This window comes from Paenibacillus sp. PvR098, from assembly GCF_017833255.1.
GTDB lineage: Bacteria > Bacillota > Bacilli > Paenibacillales > NBRC-103111 > Paenibacillus_G.
The window spans coordinates 885,321-904,337 of the sequence record NZ_JAFIBU010000001.1; the positions used below are offsets into that span (position 1 = coordinate 885,321).

Annotated in this window: 17 protein-coding genes and 1 pseudogene; 8 read left to right on the forward strand and 10 right to left on the reverse strand. The window is 49.1% G+C overall.

The features are described from left to right. The first annotated feature begins 18 nt into the window (after positions 1–18). Together JOE45_RS04370 and trhA are read left to right on the forward strand one after the other, a co-directional pair. Complete coding sequence (locus JOE45_RS04370) at positions 19–1,404, forward strand: N-acyl-D-glucosamine 2-epimerase (protein ID WP_210021352.1); 1,386 nt, start codon at positions 19–21, stop codon at positions 1,402–1,404. A gap of 122 nt (positions 1,405–1,526) precedes the next feature. Further along, on the forward strand, positions 1,527–2,156 hold the full coding sequence (trhA, locus tag JOE45_RS04375) for a PAQR family membrane homeostasis protein TrhA (protein ID WP_210023426.1): 630 nt from the start codon (positions 1,527–1,529) through the stop codon (positions 2,154–2,156). Between the two features lie 72 nt (positions 2,157–2,228). On the opposite strand, the gene JOE45_RS04380 is transcribed toward trhA, so the two are convergent. Further along, positions 2,229–2,639: a DUF4395 domain-containing protein gene (locus JOE45_RS04380; RefSeq protein WP_210021351.1), complete on the reverse strand. Its 411-nt coding sequence runs from the start codon at positions 2,637–2,639 to the stop codon at positions 2,229–2,231. Positions 2,640–2,662: 23 nt separating this feature from the next. After that, on the reverse strand, positions 2,663–4,999 hold the full coding sequence (locus JOE45_RS04385; RefSeq protein ID WP_210021350.1) for a type IA DNA topoisomerase: 2,337 nt from the start codon (positions 4,997–4,999) through the stop codon (positions 2,663–2,665). Between the two features lie 608 nt (positions 5,000–5,607). On the opposite strand from JOE45_RS04385, the gene JOE45_RS04390 reads away from it, so the two are divergent. After that, the gene (locus JOE45_RS04390; RefSeq protein ID WP_210021349.1) at positions 5,608–6,465 is read left to right on the forward strand and encodes an alpha/beta fold hydrolase; all 858 of its coding nucleotides are present in this window, start codon (positions 5,608–5,610) and stop codon (positions 6,463–6,465) included. A gap of 2 nt (positions 6,466–6,467) precedes the next feature. Here JOE45_RS04390 and moaA read toward each other — a convergent pair whose 3' ends face one another. Beyond that, the gene (gene moaA / locus JOE45_RS04395) at positions 6,468–7,490 is read right to left on the reverse strand and encodes a GTP 3',8-cyclase MoaA (RefSeq protein ID WP_210021348.1); all 1,023 of its coding nucleotides are present in this window, start codon (positions 7,488–7,490) and stop codon (positions 6,468–6,470) included. A gap of 195 nt (positions 7,491–7,685) precedes the next feature. Here moaA and JOE45_RS04400 point away from each other — a divergent pair, with 195 nt between their 5' ends. Continuing rightward, positions 7,686–8,609, forward strand: coding sequence for a S66 peptidase family protein (locus tag JOE45_RS04400; protein ID WP_210021347.1), 924 nt, complete (start codon positions 7,686–7,688; stop codon positions 8,607–8,609). Between the two features lie 122 nt (positions 8,610–8,731). Here the strand turns inward: JOE45_RS04400 and JOE45_RS04405 are convergent, their stop codons facing one another. Both JOE45_RS04405 and fumC read right to left on the reverse strand, forming a co-directional pair. Then, a complete protein-coding gene (locus JOE45_RS04405) occupies positions 8,732–9,040 on the reverse strand; it encodes a hypothetical protein (protein ID WP_210021346.1) in 309 nt (102 codons plus the stop codon). Positions 9,041–9,260: 220 nt separating this feature from the next. Beyond that, positions 9,261–10,649, reverse strand: coding sequence for a class II fumarate hydratase (gene fumC / locus JOE45_RS04410; RefSeq protein WP_210021345.1), 1,389 nt, complete (start codon positions 10,647–10,649; stop codon positions 9,261–9,263). Between the two features lie 160 nt (positions 10,650–10,809). On the opposite strand from fumC, the gene JOE45_RS04415 reads away from it, so the two are divergent. Beyond that, a complete protein-coding gene (locus tag JOE45_RS04415) occupies positions 10,810–12,957 on the forward strand; it encodes a HelD family protein (protein WP_210021344.1) in 2,148 nt (715 codons plus the stop codon). A 61-nt stretch (positions 12,958–13,018) separates the two neighbouring features. Here JOE45_RS04415 and JOE45_RS04420 read toward each other — a convergent pair whose 3' ends face one another. The 3 genes and pseudogenes from JOE45_RS04420 to JOE45_RS04430 form a co-directional block, all read right to left on the reverse strand. Then, positions 13,019–14,176 carry a CynX/NimT family MFS transporter gene (locus JOE45_RS04420; protein WP_245246589.1) on the reverse strand — a complete coding sequence of 386 codons (1,158 nt, stop codon included), beginning with the start codon at positions 14,174–14,176 and terminating at the stop codon, positions 13,019–13,021. A 61-nt stretch (positions 14,177–14,237) separates the two neighbouring features. Next, the gene (locus tag JOE45_RS04425; RefSeq protein ID WP_210021342.1) at positions 14,238–14,933 is read right to left on the reverse strand and encodes a FadR/GntR family transcriptional regulator; all 696 of its coding nucleotides are present in this window, start codon (positions 14,931–14,933) and stop codon (positions 14,238–14,240) included. A gap of 159 nt (positions 14,934–15,092) precedes the next feature. Beyond that, a pseudogene (locus JOE45_RS04430) lies at positions 15,093–15,215 on the reverse strand (hypothetical protein); the annotation flags it as partial. A gap of 101 nt (positions 15,216–15,316) precedes the next feature. Between JOE45_RS04430 and JOE45_RS04435 the strand changes: the two are divergent. Continuing rightward, positions 15,317–15,511 (forward strand): hypothetical protein, encoded by a 195-nt coding sequence (locus JOE45_RS04435; RefSeq protein ID WP_210021341.1) that lies wholly within the window; start codon positions 15,317–15,319, stop codon positions 15,509–15,511. A 26-nt stretch (positions 15,512–15,537) separates the two neighbouring features. Here JOE45_RS04435 and JOE45_RS04440 read toward each other — a convergent pair whose 3' ends face one another. Next, positions 15,538–15,840: a hypothetical protein gene (locus JOE45_RS04440; RefSeq protein ID WP_210021340.1), complete on the reverse strand. Its 303-nt coding sequence runs from the start codon at positions 15,838–15,840 to the stop codon at positions 15,538–15,540. Positions 15,841–16,021: 181 nt separating this feature from the next. On the opposite strand from JOE45_RS04440, the gene JOE45_RS04445 reads away from it, so the two are divergent. Together JOE45_RS04445 and JOE45_RS04450 are read left to right on the forward strand one after the other, a co-directional pair. Next, positions 16,022–16,948: an aromatic acid exporter family protein gene (locus JOE45_RS04445; protein WP_210021339.1), complete on the forward strand. Its 927-nt coding sequence runs from the start codon at positions 16,022–16,024 to the stop codon at positions 16,946–16,948. 133 nt (positions 16,949–17,081) lie between these two features. After that, the gene (locus JOE45_RS04450) at positions 17,082–17,762 is read left to right on the forward strand and encodes an SIMPL domain-containing protein (RefSeq protein WP_245246591.1); all 681 of its coding nucleotides are present in this window, start codon (positions 17,082–17,084) and stop codon (positions 17,760–17,762) included. Positions 17,763–17,764: 2 nt separating this feature from the next. Here the strand turns inward: JOE45_RS04450 and JOE45_RS04455 are convergent, their stop codons facing one another. Beyond that, positions 17,765–18,955, reverse strand: a complete 1,191-nt coding sequence (locus JOE45_RS04455; RefSeq protein WP_210021338.1) for a DHH family phosphoesterase — start codon at positions 18,953–18,955, stop codon at positions 17,765–17,767. Between the last annotated feature and the right edge of the window lie 62 nt (positions 18,956–19,017).

A 19,017-nucleotide genomic window follows, 5' to 3' on the forward strand; every position in this document is an offset into this window, starting at 1 on the left:
AAAGAGGTGCAGTGAGGCATGCCCATACGAACCTTCATTCGCGGAATTCCCCCACAGGTCTCTCCTTCAGTAAAGTTTCCGCAGCCTACCATTCAAATCGATCCGACATTTGCTTATTATTCAAACCGGTCGGAGGATAGCATCGCCGCAGAGCTGGAGCTGGCCGGTTATCGCTCAATACGCTATTTCGTGACGAACGAAACCGCAGTCAATGGACGCTTGGTATCCGCATTACGTGAACGGGGGATGGAGGTTTGGGCCATGGTGCTCGGTAACGGCGCCTACGGAACCGGTCATCTTCCGGCGGATTGGAAAGATTGGCAAATGACCCTGCTGAAAAAGACGGATGACGGATTTTACCGTTTCTCTCTGTTCAGCCATCGGTATACAGCGTGGAAAAAAGAAGCATCGGCTAAGCTAATCAAACAGCACCCTTTCACCGGCTTCGAGGTGGCCGAGCCTTATTTCCCAGAATGGAACGGTCTAGACACCGGCGTTTACGGCGATGTTGGTCCTTGGGCAAGGCTTGCGTTCAAGAGGTTCAGCGGCTCTGAAATGCCGGAATTCCGTTACCCGAGCTCCCCCTACTATTATAAAAAGGACCGGGCGCGTTACCTCCTTTGGATCGACTTTAGGGTTCAAGCGGTTAATGGCTTCCTAAACGATCTCATTAACGGTCCCGGCGGTATACGCGAGACCAATCCCGATATACGGATTGCTACTTGGTCGCTCGCTGTGAACGCTGGCAATGATCCCGTTCAAGCCCTCAGAGAATACCAAGGCATCGATGCGGGCGCCATGATTCGTACGGTGCGTCCGGACGTGCATATGCTTCAAACCCATTGGCCCGATTGGATGCGCGCACGACTGAAGCCCGATTATGTTAAGTATTACAAACCGTTTGTAGACAGAATCCGCGCCTCTCACCCCTCGATACCGCTCGGCATACAGACGGATATCGGTTCGCTTCGACGGATGCGGCGCAGCCGCGCCTGGATGGAGCGGTTTGCCGCAGCCGCTGCAAATCAGGGGTACCGGTTCTGGACCGCATACGAATATACCATCGGTCTTCCGATGTATGAGGATAAACCCGAGCCGATTCGCGCATATCGTCCTGAACAAGGCGTCATCGTGCTGGAATTCAATAAACGATTGGATGCGCGATCTGCCGAGTGCAGCCAGCATTACCGTTGTGTTAGCCGCGGAAGCGAATTATTGATCTCTCTCACCATTACCCAGGTGGATGGACACCGGGTCGTCCTGCGTTCAGAGCAATTTCCTTCGGAGTCGTTTGAGCTTCGCATCACGGGAATCCGGGATACGCCCGAGTTATGGCTGCTCAAAAACGAAGCAGGTAACGAAACGACTCGAGGGTGCCGGGTCGAGATTCCCGATTTTCTTTGATCATTGGTCATTGATTGCATTTCAGGTTACAATGGATTATGTGGCCCTTGTCTCGCTTAGCTTTTTCATAAGCTGGTCAACTGGGGCCAACCTGACCCGACGGGAGTGAGTTTATTGTGACCATGGACTATTGGAAAGAAGAACGCGCGAACGCGGTCACCCACGGGATAGGTGCCGTTCTTAGCGTGGCGGCGCTTGTCCTGCTACTGATCCATTCGTTACGCAACGGAAGCGTATGGCATATCGTCAGCTTTTCCGTTTTCGGTGTATCGCTGATACTACTGTATGTCTCCTCCACCCTGCTTCACAGCGCCCGTAAAGAGCGGTGGATCGACATCTTCTCTATCATGGACCACGCCGCCATTTTCGTGCTGATTGCCGGAACCTATACGCCATTCTTGCTTGTTACGCTACGCGGTCCGCTAGGTTGGAGCTTATTCGGAATCGTTTGGGGACTCGCGCTGGCTGGGATCATTTTCAAGCTGTTTTTCGTCAAACGCTTCGTCCTGCTCTCCACGCTCTTTTATATCGCTATGGGTTGGCTTGTGATGTTTGCGTTTCGTCCGCTTCAAGAAGAATTGGCACAGGCGGGGATTGCATGGCTTGTTGCGGGAGGCTTACTCTATACGCTGGGTACGATTTTTTATTTATGGAGAAAAATCCGGTATCATCATGCGATCTGGCATTTATTCGTACTGGCCGGCAGCATCTGCCATTTCTTCACGATATATTTCTACGTGCTGCCCAAATAATTGCTTACAAAAAAGAGATAGACCGGGAGACTCGATCGAGCGCTCCCGGTCTATGTGCATCTTTAAGGATGTTTATCGGCGGCGAAGCTGTTTGAACTGGAAATAGATAAAGCATCCGACACAGAATCCGCAGATCGCAACGAATGCCGCAATGGCTACCACTCCTGCAAAGAGATAGCCTATCCAGCCTCCAGGCATTAACCAGAAAGAAAGTATAGATAAAGTCAATAATGCCACGGCGATGGAATTGTTAAACCGCTGCAGCTCAGCGGCTTCCGTCTGAGCACCGGCTATACGGCTGCGCAGCAGCGGGGCTGCCAGCTGTACGATCAGGTTCGCACGCACACCCTGCCATAAGCCGATCATTTGAATCGCCCATAAGGCGGCAATCAGAAAGGGCTGTTGGAATAGGATGGCGAGAACCACAAATAACACGATACCCGTCTGATTCGCACGGACATAAGGGATAGGAATTTCTTTCATCTTCGACACTCCACCTTTCGACTTTAAGATTCTTGCGTCGCCGGCTCCAGCCTTAGCTGACCGGTGTTTTTGTCTTGGAGCACAATACGTCCTTCGAGCGTGCGCCCGTGTTCATCAGACAGCTTCATCAGCGCCGTCCGACCGTGCTTGAGCAAATACGTCACGGCCGTATCGGTCAGCGTCGCTCCGAAGCTGTCCTTCCATACTACGAAGCCGCAGCCACTCTTATATTCGCTGCAGCCGTAGCCGCGGTTGCCGCGGATAATCCGCCCACCGCAGCCCTGGCGCGGGCACGCGGCTAATGCAACCCGCGGCTGAGGCGCCGCCGCGCTCTCGGCCTGCGGCTGCGGCTCGGCAGTCGCGCGGGTGCCGCGTTTGACCCGCGTCCGCGCAGGCGCCTCCGCTTCGCGGCCTTCGGCTTCGCCACTGGCAGCCGCGGGTTTGGCGCTGCTCTTGCCTTTGCCCCTCTGTCGCGGGGCCGGAGCCGCCGCCTGGTCCGCGAACGCCTGCTTCGCTGCCGGTGACTGCACGCGCACCTTCTCTACGATCAGGGCGGAGAAGCGCTTGACGTTCTGCATGAACGTCTCGTCAGAGGCCGCATCGCGGGCGATCTCGTTGAGCCGGCGCTCCCATTGGCCGGTCATCTCCGGTGAGGTCAGCAGCTCGACACCTGCGCCGCGAATCAGCTCCACGGCGGTGCGCCCTTTGAGCGTGATCGCAATCCGCTTGCCCTGCATCACGACATAGCCGACGTGCTTCAGCCGTTCGATGACCGAAGCCCGGGTTGCCGGTGTCCCAAGACCGGAATCCTTCATCGCGTCCCGCAGCTCATCATCTTCGATCTGCTTCCCGGCGCTTTCCATTGCCTTCAGCAGCGTTCCTTCCGTGTAAGCCTTCGGAGGCTGCGTCTCCTTCTCCTTGGCTGCGCTGTCTTTACAGACAACCTCCTGAGCAGGATCCAGCGTAAAAGGAGTTTGAATTTCCTCTTCAGCGGCCTCGTCTTCCTCCTCCTTCTCGGAGGACTTCCCCCGTCCGCGGCTTGTCGGCTTTTCCTTGGCCTGATCAGCATAAATGACTTTCCAGCCGAGCGCCAGCAGCTGCTTTACGGTGCTCTTGAACCGCTCGCCTTCTGCCAACGTGAGCACCGTATGCACTTTGTAAGTGGCTGGCGGATAGAAGTGCGACAAAAACCGCCGTACAATCAAATCATACAGCTTCTGCTCATCGGGCGTCAGTCCGTTTGGCATCTTATGCGTTGGCAGGATGGCATGGTGATCCTCTACCTTCGTCGGGTTGCACACCGCTTTGTTATTTTTATGCACAAGCTTCTTATCCGCTTGTTCCACCAGAGACGAATAACCGGTTTTGCCGAGCTGGTCCAGCGCTCGATGCATCTCGGGAATATTTTGCTCCGTCACATAGTTGGAGTTAGTACGGGGGTAGCTGATCGCCTTATGCTTCTCATATAGTGCCTGAGCCAGATCCAGCGTCTTCTTCGCCGAAAAGCTGAACTTGGCATTAGCTTCTCTCTGCAGCAGAGTGAGATCATACAGTTTGAACGGATACTCCCTCGTATCCTTTACGTCGTAGCTCTCGATTCGGCCAGCCCGTCCCTTCACTTTAGCCGCGAGCGCAGCCGCTTTCTCACCGTCGGTCAGCCTCTCTCCCTGCCACAACCCGCGGTACAAGCTCTCTCCCTGCGCGAACCAGGCTTCCACCTCGAAGAACTTGTTGGACGTAAACGCTTCGATTTCCTTCTGCCGGTCATAAAGCAGCGCTAGCACCGGCGTCTGTACTCGACCAACTGACAGCAGTTCTTTGTGCTTGGTTGTGAAGGCGCGCGAACCGTTCATGCCGATCAGCCAATCAGCCTCGCTCCTGGCCTTCGCCGCACGTGTCAAAGGCTCGAACTCTACTCCCTCCTTTAGCTCGGCGAACCCTTTGCGGATCGTCTCCGGCGTTAAGTCCGAAATCCAAAGACGCTTTACCGGATGCTTCAGCTTCAGATGGCGTTGGATCAAGGAAAAAATGTGCTGCCCTTCCCTTCCGGCATCGCATGCATTAACGAGGCGATCGCTTCGCTTAGCCAGCTCGGCAATAACCTTCAGCTGGTCCTTCGTCTTCGGATTCGGTATCAGCTTAAACTGATCGGGAATGATGGGCAGATCGTTGAAGTTCCACTTTTTGTATCTTTCATCATATGCGTCGGGCTCCGCTAATCCGATCAAATGTCCGATCGCCCATGTAATAATATACTGTTCTCCTTCAATATATGAACGGTGATTTTTAGCTTTGGGATCTATTGCGGCGGCTATATTTCGTCCCATATTTGGTTTTTCCGCAATGATGAGTGTTTTCAAACGACTATCGCTCCTCAAGAAGAAACATCTATATAAACTAAGTATAGAATAACATATTTAGCTGAACTTGTACGACCCGTTGATCAACCATAGCTCACCTCACTGAAAACGAAAGAAGCCGTCTCCGTTTGTTCAGGAAACAGCTCAGACTATGATAATCAATCCACTTATAAGTGTCAAGGCATCCGGAATGGCCATCCAAAAAAATAAAATCCCCCATCGCATAAGTTCCGGTTTCGGTGCAAGCCAATGTAATGATAACGCGCTTGCTCTCTCTCCTCTCCATTAATTCATCTGGTTTAGCCGCCCGTTTCATCCATTCTGACTGTTTCTATGTAATAATTACTGTTAATAGCATGTTACTTTATGCCAACATTTTTTGTAAATAGTATTTATTACATCTTACAAAAACCAATCTAGCATTTTTTTTCAACTATTTATGCCCTGTCGTAAAGCTAGCCTCACTTAAGCGTTGGATGGTTTGTTCACGCATCAGCCTGATGTACATTGTGCATATTAGAATTAAAAAATAAAATATCTACTACCATTTTCGCATTGGGTTGAAATTCAGGATTAATACTCATCGTCCACGAAGAGGAGTATCCTCCATGTCCATACATATAGATAATCATTTGTTTGATTCAAGCGTTCAACAGCTTACCTTATATTGCCGAACTTGGATACCTATACATGCGAAAGCCCTGCTTATTTTTTTGCATGGAGCAGGACAGCATTCGGGACATTACTCTCATGTAGGGACAGAGTGTTTAAAACGGCGGATTGCTCTCGCCGCTCCTGATCTGCGAGGATTTGGACGTTCGGGAGGAAAACGGGGTCACATTCACCGGTTTCAAGATTACCTGGATGATTTAGATGAGCTGGTGACCCGCTTGCAAAGCCAATATTCGGGATTGCCGATTTACTTATTCGGCCATAGTTTAGGAGGTCTCATTGCTGTACGTTATGTTCAACATTTTGCGGACAAGATAGCCGGAGTTCTATTGTCTTCGCCCGCACTCGGGATTCATTTCCCCCCATTCATCATCAAAAAATGCATTGAATTTTTTTCGTTAGTCACTCCGTCCCTGCCCATCGACCTGATCAAATGGAATGAAAGTCTGCGGAAGCTGCAATGGTTTCACTCGAGTTTCCCGAATTGGACTTCTGAATTCATACATGACCAGATGCCGGCCATCCAATATACTCCACGCTGGTGTACGGAAATGGTGCATAATGGAGCAATGGCTTTATCGGAGGTGCAGAAGTTTCATTTTCCGGTATTATTTCTTTATGATGTATACGATCCGGTCATCAATGCTGACGTCATTACCCAATTTATCGAAACAATTCCATCAAAAGATAAACAAAGTATCGTGTTTCAGGACCGAGAACATCAGCCCCTGCAGGGGTACCGTAAAGAAGAGGCGCTTGAACACATTTTTCAGTGGTTAGTTCTCCGAATGTAGTCCTACCCGCCCAAATAAGACATCTCTGCCTTCTTTATTCCGGTGCTCGAAGTATGACTTAACCTCACTTCAGAATAACGGTCTTCTCTTTTCTGCCATGTATCGCGAATCAGCTGCTCTAGCTCCGTATCACTGGCTCCATCCCGCAGCGGCGTCCGCAAATCTAAGCCTTCGGAAGCAAACAAGCAGGTGTACAAACGTCCTTCTGCAGACAATCTGGCTCTAGTGCACGTAGAGCAAAAAGCTTGCGTCACCGACGAAATCACGCCGATCTCCACATCCGTACCGGCATAACGGTACCGGCTTGCCACTTCCCCGTAATAGTTGGCCTCGACCGGCTCCAAAGGCATCTCGGCGTTAATCATCTCTACAATGGCACGGCTTGGGACTACCTGATCTAGCTTCCATCCATTCGTATTTCCAACATCCATAAATTCGATGAATCGAAGCGTGTGTCCCTTCTCCTTAAAATAACGGGACATGGGAAGGATGTCGCTTTCATTGCTTCCCTTTTTGACAACCATATTGATTTTGACCGGGAAGCCCGCTTGTGCAGCAGCATCAATGCCGTCCAATACCGACGACACCTTATAGCCTACTCCGTTTATTAAGGCAAAGCGTTCATCATCAAGGCTATCCAAGCTTACCGTTACCCTGCGCAGTCCGGCTGTCTTTAGTGCTGACGCATGTTTAGCCAGCAAGGAGCCGTTCGTCGTCAAAGCAATGTCCTCGATCCCTTCTACCCCGTTGATCATGGTGATCAGTCTTTGCAGCTCGCCACGCATCAACGGTTCACCGCCGGTAAGTCGAATTTTTTTCACACCAAGCCTCGTAAAAATATCTGTCAGTCGGGTTAATTCTTCAAACGAAAGCAATTTATTCTTCTCTAAAAAAGCATAACCCGCACCAAAAATTTCGGCAGGCATGCAGTACGTACAGCGAAAATTGCACCGATCGGTCACGGAAATCCGCAAATCTCTCAACGTTCGATGCAGACGATCCTTTACCGTGTCATGATGATCCATCCTCTTGACTCCTTTCATGTGAATCATTTACATTTTATCACAAGTTGAGGAGCGATAAACGAAAACTTTATGGGCAGCAAGTAAAGAAATCCTAAGAACAAAAGGAAAGAACTTTAAATATTTGTTATGCAAATCGATGGGACCCATATAATTTAAAGAGAAGACTCCTATGCATTACGGAAGGAATGTATGCTTATGGCTATTCGTCCCCCTTTATTAAAACAAGGTGATACCATAGGAATCGTTACTTTGGGTAGTCCGTTAGAGGCAGATGTCATTCATGCGCGGGTAGATATTCTGAAAAGCATGGGGTTTAATGTCATACTTGGACAATATGTATATGCCCGGAACGGATTTCTTGCGGGTTCAGACCAAGAACGTGCTATGGATTTGATGAGAATGTTTGAAGACAAGCAGGTAAAAATGATTCTGCCTACCCGCGGCGGCGTAGGCGTCGCCGGCATTCTTCCTTATCTGGATTATGATTCGATCCGGAGAAATCCAAAAATAGTAACGGGATACAGCGATATTACAGTATTGTTAAACACACTGTATCAATTCGCCGATTTCATTACGTTTCAAAGTCTCCTGCTGATTGACTTCAGGCCCGATACTCCTGCATATAATTTCAACCAGTTTTTCTCCGTAACATCTTCCTATGCTCCTTATCGGCCAATCCAAAATCCGCCGGGCATCCCACTAGTCAGCAGAGTTCCCGGGAACGTTACAGGTCCGCTTATCGGAGGCACTCTGACATCCTTTATCGGCACTCTGGGTACACCCTTTGAGATCGATCCAAAAAGTAAAATACTGGTCCTGGAAGACACACACGAACCGATCAATACGATCTACAGGTATTTGAACCATTTGAAGCTGGCCGGAGTATTCGAGGACTGTATTGGAATCATTATGGGGGAATGCAGCGGTTGTACGATCTCTTATGGCAAATCATACGAAGACCTCATTAACGAATTCCTTGTACCTCTCGGAAAGCCCCTCATGACGAATCTCACAACAGCACATGGATTGTATAAAGCCGCGCTCCCTATTGGGGCTAGGGTTAATCTGAACACTATGAATAATACGTTGGCTGTACTTGAACCAACCGTCAGTGTTTGAATCGAATGAAACGCGTTCTTATATAACCATTATAGCAAGTGCTTGTAAAGCAAAAAACGACGTGACACCACTGACCGCTTATCGCGATCAGTGATCACATCGAATCTTCCTCATTGCATGCATTAGATAAAAAAGAACGGAATCGCAAAAAGAAACGCCAAAGCCGCAAGTGAAACAGCGAATGGAGAGAAAAAAGGAGTAAATGCAGAGGTCTTTGCTTTCATTTGATGGCTGATTTGGTCCTTGGCTTTGTTTGCCTTACTTGTCGAGACCGAGGCCAATCCATGTGTATATTCATCCAAGTATAAGTTTCCGCCTTCAACCCGTCCTATTTTGCCGATGCAATAGGAGCCATCGTGAAACACGGCGCATACATGCCGCCCAACATAGGGACTAATTTGTTCCGCAGTAATCGGATAAATACTCTCCAAACAAATCCCTCCTCAACCTTATGGAAGAAAGGACAATAATGACCTCTGCACAACCGGCGCCAGCTGTACGTTATGCCATAGGACTTCCCCTTTCTCTGGTTTATCCTATGGTATATGAAGACCTTGAGTTTGGACTTATCGAAAATTAGGTGCTCATCCTACAAAACAAGCATTCCTTCACAGCAGGTTCAGGAGGATGCTTGTTTACGCTTGCTTTGTATTATTCCTTGGGATGAATCATATCCTCTGGGCGTACGATGGCATCAAACTGCTCAGAGGTTAAAAAGCCGCTTTGCAATGCCGCTTCCTTCAGCGTAAGCCCTTCTTTATGTGCGAGCTTGGCGATGGATGCGGCTTTCTCATAACCGATATGCGGATTCAGGGCGGTTACAAGCATTAGGGATTGCTCCAAATGACGGCCGATAACCTCCCTGTTGGGCTCGATCCCTACGGCACAATGCTCATTAAACGAATCCATAGCATCGGACAGCAGACGGATGGATTGCAGGAAGTTATGGATGATTACCGGCTTGAACACATTCAGCTCAAAATTCCCCTGGCTTGCCGCGAATCCTATGACCGCGTCATTACCCATCACCTGGCAGACCACCATGGTGAGCGCCTCACTCTGCGTCGGGTTCACCTTGCCCGGCATAATCGAGCTTCCCGGTTCATTCTCCGGGATTCTGATTTCACCGATTCCGCTGCGCGGACCGCTAGAGAGCCAGCGAACATCATTGGCTATCTTCATCAAATCCGCCGCTAGCGCCTTCAGTGCCCCATGTGTGTATACGATTTGATCGTGGCTCGTCAAACCGTGGAATTTGTTCGCGGCGGATATGAAGGTCCTGCCGGTTTCCTGGGATATTTCTTCCGCAACGGCTTCGCCGAATTTCGGATGGGCGTTCAGACCCGTACCTACGGCCGTCCCGCCGATAGCCAGCTCATTCATCGATTCCAAGCTCTGGCGGATCATCCGCCCGGTAGTCTCCAGCATGGCCCACCAGCCGCTGATTTCCTGTCCAAGCGTAAGCGGTGTGGCATCCTGCAGATGGGTGCGCCCGATTTTGACGATATCGGCAAAGGCTTCCATCTTACCTCTCAGTGTCTCCTTCAGATTGTCCAGAGCGGGCAGCAAACGGTCCTCTATCGCCATCACTCCGGCGATATGCATCGCTGTCGGGAAGGTATCATTGGAGCTTTGCGACCGGTTCACATCATCATTGGGATGTATGCGGATACTTCTTCCCTTCGCTTCGAGCAGCTGCGTAGCCCGCGCAGCGATCACTTCATTGGCGTTCATATTCGACTGCGTGCCGCTGCCGGTTTGCCATACGACCAGTGGAAATTCATCGTCCCACTTCCCATCCATGACTTCATCGGATGCCGCTGCTATGGCCTCGGCTTTGTCCTTCTCCAGCTTGTTCAGCCTAAGGTTCGCCTGAGCCGCCGCTTTCTTCAGCAGCGCAAAAGCCCGCACCACCTCGATCGGCATCCGTTCCGTGCCAATGCGGAAATTTTCGCTGCTTCGCTGCGTTTGAGCCCCCCACAGCTTATCTGCAGGAACCTTGATTTCACCCATCGTATCCCGTTCAATTCTGTATTCCATATTGAATACCTCCTTCGTTTTAGGTCACTATAACATATATTACCCATTGCTACTGGTAAATAAAGCTACATTTGTGAGCGCTTGCGGCTCTTTACTTTCATGTGCTATAGTATATCTCCTGTCATTTTTAGGAATAACAAAATGAACGGAGGTCATGAATATGGAATCCGGTATACGGAACGCTTATCAAGAGGAACAAGCTCGTTTAGAACAAACGATCGAAGAAATGGACGCCCACCTGAATATGCTGAGGGCGATACCTACCTATACGGGTCATGATGTGACTGAGCAGGTGCTGGAATCGATCCGTGAGAATAACCGGCGCAATCTGGAGCAGGCCGCTCCCGAGCCTTATTTCGGCAGACTTGATTTTCAAGAGAGCGGTAAACCTGATCCAACCCCGATTTATATAGGAAAGTTAGGCGTGGAAAAAGCAAACTCGCCCGAGCTCATGGTTATCGATTGGCGCGCCCCGGTGGCGAGCCTTTTTTATTCATTTACCGGAGGCCCCGAGGCCGCTTCATACGACTCGCCAGATGGACTTATAGAAGGCCTGATTAATCTGAAGAGAAATTTAGTGATCCGCAAACAAATTTTGCAGCGTGTAGTCGATACGTTCGATCGCGATCAAGATAACACGGCAGTAACGGATGAGTTTCTGCTATACCGCTTGGGAGAGAACAAAGACAACAAGCTCCGCGATATCGTATCGACCATTCAAGCCGAACAGGATGCGATTATTCGGGGAGGTAAAAACAACGCGCTGGTCATACAAGGTGTAGCGGGCAGTGGTAAAACGACGGTTGCCCTGCACCGCCTTGCTTACCTGCTGTATCATTACCGGGATCAGGTCAAAGCGGAGAAAATGATTATTTTCGCACCAAACCGTATGTTTTTGGACTATATTTCCGGCGTGCTTCCCGAGCTTGGCGTCGGCCATATTCAGCAGACGACCTTCGCCGACTGGGCACTGGAACTGCTCGACCACGAGATCAAGCTCGCAGATTCAGCAGATACTTTGCGCTATTGGTTCGGCATTGGGGAGTCTCGGCCTGTAATGAATGATACATCCCCAGGCCGAATTAAAGGCTCCATCCGCTTCATGGAACAGCTGGAGCGGATGCTGAACGCCTATGAAGAGAACGCCGTACCGGATGCCGACTTCTCCCCCTGGGATAGAGCCAAGCTGTCCCGACGGACAATCCGTCAGTGGTATGCGGTGGAAAACAAGCATGAGCCACTGATGAAAAGACGGGAACGCGTGCTGGCCCGGATGAAACGTTGGATGGAGATGGAGCTCGACAAGGTTTGGGAAGTGCATCTGCGTAAGGAGTATAAGAAGAAAGCCGGAGCGAGGCTGCGAGAGTACGGGAAGCTCTGGCCGGATTATACGCCATTTGCCTTTTATAAGGAGATGTTCACCACAAAGACCAACGAAGAATTACAGCAAACGGTTTCTGAAGACCTCAGGCAATCGACACTGGCTTTGGCTAAAAAGAAACGCGTACAGCTGGAGGATTTGGCCCCCCTTCTTTATATAAGAGCACGGTTTTACGGCATTCCAGGCGATCTCCGGTTCGATCACACCGTCATCGACGAGGCGCAGGACTTCTCCCCGTTCCAAATAGCGCTTCTTGCCCTGCACACGAAGAACGGCTCTTTTTCCATACTGGGGGACTTGTCTCAAGGAATTCACGCCTATCAAGGGATTCAAGACTGGGAGGAGTTTCTTTCTCTGTTTCCGGTCGATAGCCGGGCCTATTATACACTGAACCGGAGCTACCGCTCGACGATGGAAATTATATACTTCGCAAACGAAGTGCTGAAGAACGGATTGGAGGAACTGCCGGCGCTTGCTGTCCCGGTGTTCCGCAGCGGCGAACCGGTAGAGCTTGTGCAAGCGGAAAGCACTGCTCTTACGGAGCTTCTGCTCCAAGCAGTGCGGACGCACCAGAACCGTCATACGGCGGGAACGTTGGCCGTGCTTGCCCGAACGGAAGCACGCTGTCGCGAGCTGCACGAGCAGCTGCAGGCCGCCGGCTGCGGCGAAGTGCGTCTGATCGTGCCCGGGCAGCAGCAGTACGAGGGCGGTGTCTCGATTGTGCCGGTCTATATGGCCAAGGGGCTAGAATTCGACACCGTCCTGCTGGTCGATGTCGATTCGGTCCATTACACCGATTCTCCCCAGGACGCCAAGCTCCTGTACGTCGGCTGCACCCGGGCTCTGCATGAGCTGAAGCTTTACTACAGCGGCGAATCCTCTCCTCTCGTTGCAGACATCCGCGGCGACTTTGTTAAAGCGGAATAAGAAACTAGAGCCGGGAATCCTTCGATCCCCGGCTCTACATCATATCTTAACTCCCCATTATTTAGGGTGTTTCTTTGGAGGTCACATATCCACTTGCCGCGCCATAACCAGAAAACATAAGCAGCAAGGCGGCAGCCAATAAGAAAATCAATGAATAGGTCCAGCCATTTGTAACATCATGAATCAGACCAAATAGTGTTGGTCCGGTTGCAGCCATCAAGTATCCTACAGCCTGTGCCATGCCCGATAACTCTGCTGCTTGCTGCGAATCACGGGTTCGGAGTACGAAGAACATCATGGCCAAGCTAAACGCGGTGCCTACTCCAACGCCCATCAGAACCAACCATACCACGATTAGCGATAAATTTCCGCTGAGCAATCCAAGGCATCCAATAATCAAAGAGATACCGGCAGCCACCACCATTCCCCGCTGACTCGAGACTCGGCTTGCCAACACGGGTACGATGAAGGTAATCGGCAGGATAATAAATTGAAGCATGGAAAGCATCCACCCCGCAGTTTCATTGCTCATTCCCCGCTGTTGGAGAATTTCCGGAAGCCATGTGACCAGCATGTAGAATACTAAAGATTGCGATCCCATATAAATGGTTACATTCCAGGCCAAACGTGACCTCCACAGATGACCGCCTGTCTTTTTAACATGAGAGTTAGAACCATGTCGACGATTTCGAAGCTGCGGCAGCCAAATGAGTATCGCGATAAAAGAAAGAAGCGCCCAGCATCCTAGTGCTGCGCCCCAGCCTAACCCTAATCCGCGAGTAATGGGAATGCTGATGCCTGAGGCAACAGCCCCGCATAAGTTCATAGACACCGCATAAATGCCTGTCATCACACCGACTCTTTCAGGAAACTCCCGTTTAATCAGACTGGGTACAAGCACATTGCCCACCGAGATGGCCAATCCTAACAGTAAGGTACCCAGAAAGAGCAGTCCAATCCCAGGAATTGAGCGAATCAATATCCCCACGGTCAGTGCGATCATCCCAGCCAATAAAGTAACTTCAATTCCGATCTTACGGGCGATTCTTGCTGCAAACGGAGAAAGCAGCGCAAAAGCGAGGAGCGGCAAGGTTGTCAAAGTTCCTGCTAATGTATTCGAAATCCCCGTTGCGTTCCGAATTTCTCCAATAATCGGACCGACTGCAGTGAGTGGCGCGCGAAGATTGGCAGCCACCAGAATAATTCCTATAACAAGCATAGAAAAGCCTGCTCGTGAATGTATGCGTGGATTGACTAGTTCCCGATGTAACATGCGTATGTTACTCCTCTCTTTTATCGCCTTGCAGAATATGTCTGGAAGCTTCTATATATGCGCGAACGGCTTCCGCTGCATATTCAGGATCCTGGTCAATGATGGCCTGTACCAAATCGCGGTGTATCTTGATATGAGGCTCCATAAGTACGGAATGATCCAGTACGCTGCCGATCGATACTCTCACGCCTTCCGTGATATGCTCGTATAATTCGGTAAGTACGCTATTGTGAGCAGCAGCAATAATCATTTTGTGCAGGTTCAAGTCAGCCTGCACGTAGCCCTCAATGTCTTTGTTCTCTGATGCGGCATCAAACTCGTCCAAACTTCTGCGCAGCCTTTCAATGTCCTCAGCGGTACGCCGTACAGCCGCCAACCGGGCGGCTTCTTGTTCAAGAGCAAACCGAACCTCTAATGTTTCATCAATGCTAGAGCGCCGTAAGCGGCGCAGTAATACAGCACCGAGAACGCTTGAGGAGCAGACATAGGTACCGTCGCCGGGACGGGCGATGAGCAGTCCTGCATGAACCAGTGACTTCACAGCCTCCCGCACCGTATTTCGGCTTACACCAAGCTGCCGGACAAGGTCCGGCTCTGCCGGAATTCTTAATCCAACCGGCCATGTACCCGATTCTATAAGAAGCTCCATTTGAGCAACGACTTGTTCAACCAGCGTCGTTCGTGACGCTCGTTTAAGCCCCAATATACAAACCCCCAAACATAGGATGTTTAACGCTGATATTATAACTCTATCATCTATCAATATCAATAAAATAGTGTTGATCTGAGATGAAGCTAAGGTGCGAACCGCCAAAAAAGCCACTGAATTGCTCATTCAGTGGCTGGTGCTATTATTTTAACCCCCACGACCGATTCCTTTATCGAAAGTGTGATCTTCCAAACTATGAATTAACTCTCCATGGCTACGTGAGGTTTCAATTGAAATGACATCAGCCTCCAGCGTACATATAGCATCGCTAATATCATAAATCACGATACTTCACGACGGAACCCGCCTTAAAATAACGTGTTTTGTCGAATGATATGGACAGATACAAAAATTTGGGAACCAAGAGGTACACAATCATGAGGCTCGTGACGAAAACCAGATTGGACTATCTTCAAACTCTGATTCAGTCCATGGGATATGACAAAGCACACAAAGAGGCCCTGCATATCCTTGAATCCATTACAAGAGATATTGAGGAAAATTATGCGGAAATACGCAGACCGATCCGGCTGCCTGAGAAGCTTAAGAATCGGTCTGAAGAGGAATCGTGATTTACTAAATCATTGAGTCCGTTTATTCATTTAAGTCCAGCGACAGCAAATACTTTATCAAAGCCGGTTTTGGAGCGCAAAATCAGGATTTCCGGTGAATCCTTCGGCATCGAGGGCGTCAATATTTCCTGAGCAACGACGCCTTTGTAACCGATGTAATGTAAACCGCTCAGAAAATCGGCTAGAGGAATTACTCCTTCCCCGAGGTACAGACGGTCGTTATCCAGCACTTCTTCCACCGGTACGTTCGGCGCGTTAATATGTACATACACGATTTGACTTGCTTCAGCTGCTTCATTTCCACCACGGATAAGCCGTTCGTATACCAAGGATACTTCCAGCGTGCACCCATTTGTTCGTAGATTGATTTATCTTAAGTCCCATCGGATGTCCTCTCCAATTCACAATGATAAGGCAACAAACTTTTTTTGTTACATTTATGTAAACTATGTTTACACTCAGGAACGGTTGAGTGTAAAATAAGCAAAAAAGCGAAATCGGGTGAGCATCATGAGAATTGGCTTCCGTACCATCAAGACCGCGATAGGCGTAAGTCTCTCTATCTTGTTGGCCCAAGCCATGCAGCTGGAATATTACACGGCTGCGGGGATTTTAACCCTGCTGTGCATTCAAAAATCCCGCAAGCAGTCCGCTCAGGCCGTGATCAGCCGCCTATTCGCCTGTTTGGCGGGACTCCTGTTTTCAAGCCTTTTATTCGAATTAATCGGATACCAGCCCTATTCATTTCTAGTGCTTCTACTGTTATTTATCCCCTTCTGCGTCCGCTTTCGGATACAAGAAGGCATCGCCAGCAGCTCCGTCATTGTCATGCATGTCTATATGCAGGGAACAATTGAGCCTGCCTTTTTTTTAAATGAAATTCTTGTGATGATCATCGGGCTCGGTATAGGATTACTGATCAATTGGTATATGCCTAGTATCGATAAAGAGCTAAACCGGTACAAAGAAGAAGTGGATCAACTGATCTCTGGAATTTTGACTGAAATAGCCTGCTACTTGAAAGAGGGCTATACACTTTGGGACGGGAAGGAACTGCTTCAGCTGTCAGATGCTCTGCAGAAGGCCAAGCGATTGGCTGCTCTGGATGCGGAGAACAACCTGCATCGAAAGGAAAATTCCTATGAGCATTACTTTCAATTCAAGCAGCAGCAGTATGATATTCTCGAACGGATGCTTCCTTCCATTTCTAGAATCACCGTACAGATGGAACAGGGAATTCGAATTGGGGATTTCGTTCAAAATTTGAGTCTCCACTTGAATAACAGGAACCAAATGGCCCATTTTCGCGAAACGCTTCGTGATATTAGGGAGTACCATAAGCAGCTGCCTTTGCCGGAGTCGAGACATGAATTCGAGAATCGAGCCAGTCTCTACGCTGTAGCCAATGAACTAGAACGTTTCATTAACACGATCTAAGCAAGGCTTCAGGTCATCGACTGCACCGCGGTTGTGCCGTTATTTTATATGGGCAACTTCCACAGCAGTCATCTTCAGGAACAAATGGAAATACATTAATAATAATCTATGCATGGGAAAGGGTTGTTAATCTATGTATTCTAATCAACCTTGGTATCCGTCTCCGTTGATGGCTGCATCCTCTGTTCACGATACCTGCCACATCATTGAAGTCTCGGGAGAAGGAACGGTAACCGCCCCTCCCGACAGAGCCATTATTGAATTAGGCGTCATCACTGAGAACCCAAGCCTCACGATTGCCCAAAAGGACAATGCAGCCGCCATAGCAAATATAGTTCATTCCCTGATACAGCTAAACATTCCAGAAGAACATATCCAAACGGTAAGTTACCGAATCGAAATCCAATATCATTATGCAGACGGGAAACAAATCTTTAGAGGCTATCAAGTGAATCACATGCTTCAAATCACTTTGAGTCAGGTTGATCAGACAGGGCTTGTTGTCGACACCGCTGTTAATCATGGCGCTAACACCGTATCCAGTATACGATTCAGCATAGCCCGCCCCGAGATCTACTATAACCATTCCCTTACGTTAGCCCTGAAAAATGCCGAAAGTAAAGCCATGACTATTGCACGAACACTAGGTGCAAGCCTTGTTAGACATCCGATAAAAGTCCTAGAAGAAACTCCCACGCGCGAACCCAGACCTTATCAGGCCTCGCTTTATGCTGAAAGCGCAACCGCCACGCCGATCCAACCGGGAGAATTGAAAATTACTGCCGCAATAAAGGTTCACTATGCATATCAGTAACGTTAATGCTGCTTCGCACTTCTTTCCACCCTATGCTCCATAAGGTAAGCGATATACACTTCATCTCGAACTAACCAGGCGGAATAATTTCTTTTCACGAAACGCTCCGCCTCTTCAAACGTCGAATAGTGTTCATTCAACTCGTTACCGTCGACATCGATTTCCCATCCAGCTCCAGAAGGGAAAATGAACACCTTTTGGTCTTTGCGGTTCTCATAAAGCGATCCATAGACCGATTTTTTCAAATTGAAAGTATTGCGGAAGGCATCCATACGCATCGGTTCCAGCGGAAAGGTCTTGGCAACATAGAGTCTATAGGCCTCCTCCGTCATTGAGCAGCCAGACGCTTTGGCATGTCCTCCCCCGCCATAAAGAGCGGCGATTTCTGAAACGTCTACATGATCGTGAATGGTTCGAAAGCTGATCCTTTTCCCGCCCAAGTTCATGATCGCGACGTAATCCAAGTGGGGGTTTTCTTTGCCTAGCTCGTTTCCCAGTTCAGAATGGTACGATTCTGCATGAACGATACCTACATAATAATCATGAATACGGGTTTGAATGATTTCCCGTTTTTTTCTCCGAACATAGCGATCAATTTTTTCTTCTTCAATATCCAGTATTTTTTCTTCAAATTCATCAAACATAAAGCGCTCGCCTTGTTTGAGGCGCTCCACCATTTTGTCCTCAAATTCATCAATGGATAGGATATTAAAAAGATCGTGAAGCCTCTTGGCCCGCAGTTCCCCATGTCTTTCCCATTCCCACGTGTCATACTGTCGGACCAGCTCGACGAATTCATCTAACCCCTTGGTAGGCTTTAGCAAACCGTTCTGAACAAGGTACTCATAAAACAGCGAAGTGGCGCTGGCCAACTTCCCATTCTCATACTCCACCTGAACCATTCCCCAAGGATACTTATTATAATGAAGCGCCGTCTTGTGATGATCAATCAGCTTAACTTTGCCGCCCGCTTTTGAAAATTCATCTAGCCCTTTTTCATTCTCTTCATTCACGGACAGATCGGTAATATACAAAACCTTGTTTTTTCTTGATCTCTCTAAAAATCGCTCCACTTGTACATTTAAGCCTCCAACGGAGTTGTACCGGATTTCCACTTGATGTCCAAAAGCACAACGGGCGACAATGCCGCAGCCCAACCCGTCCAGATCATTATGAGTATACAAAAGATACAACCTTCGACAGCTCCCTATGATAGATTTTTTTCCTATGAATACAAAGATAAAATTCCCCTGAA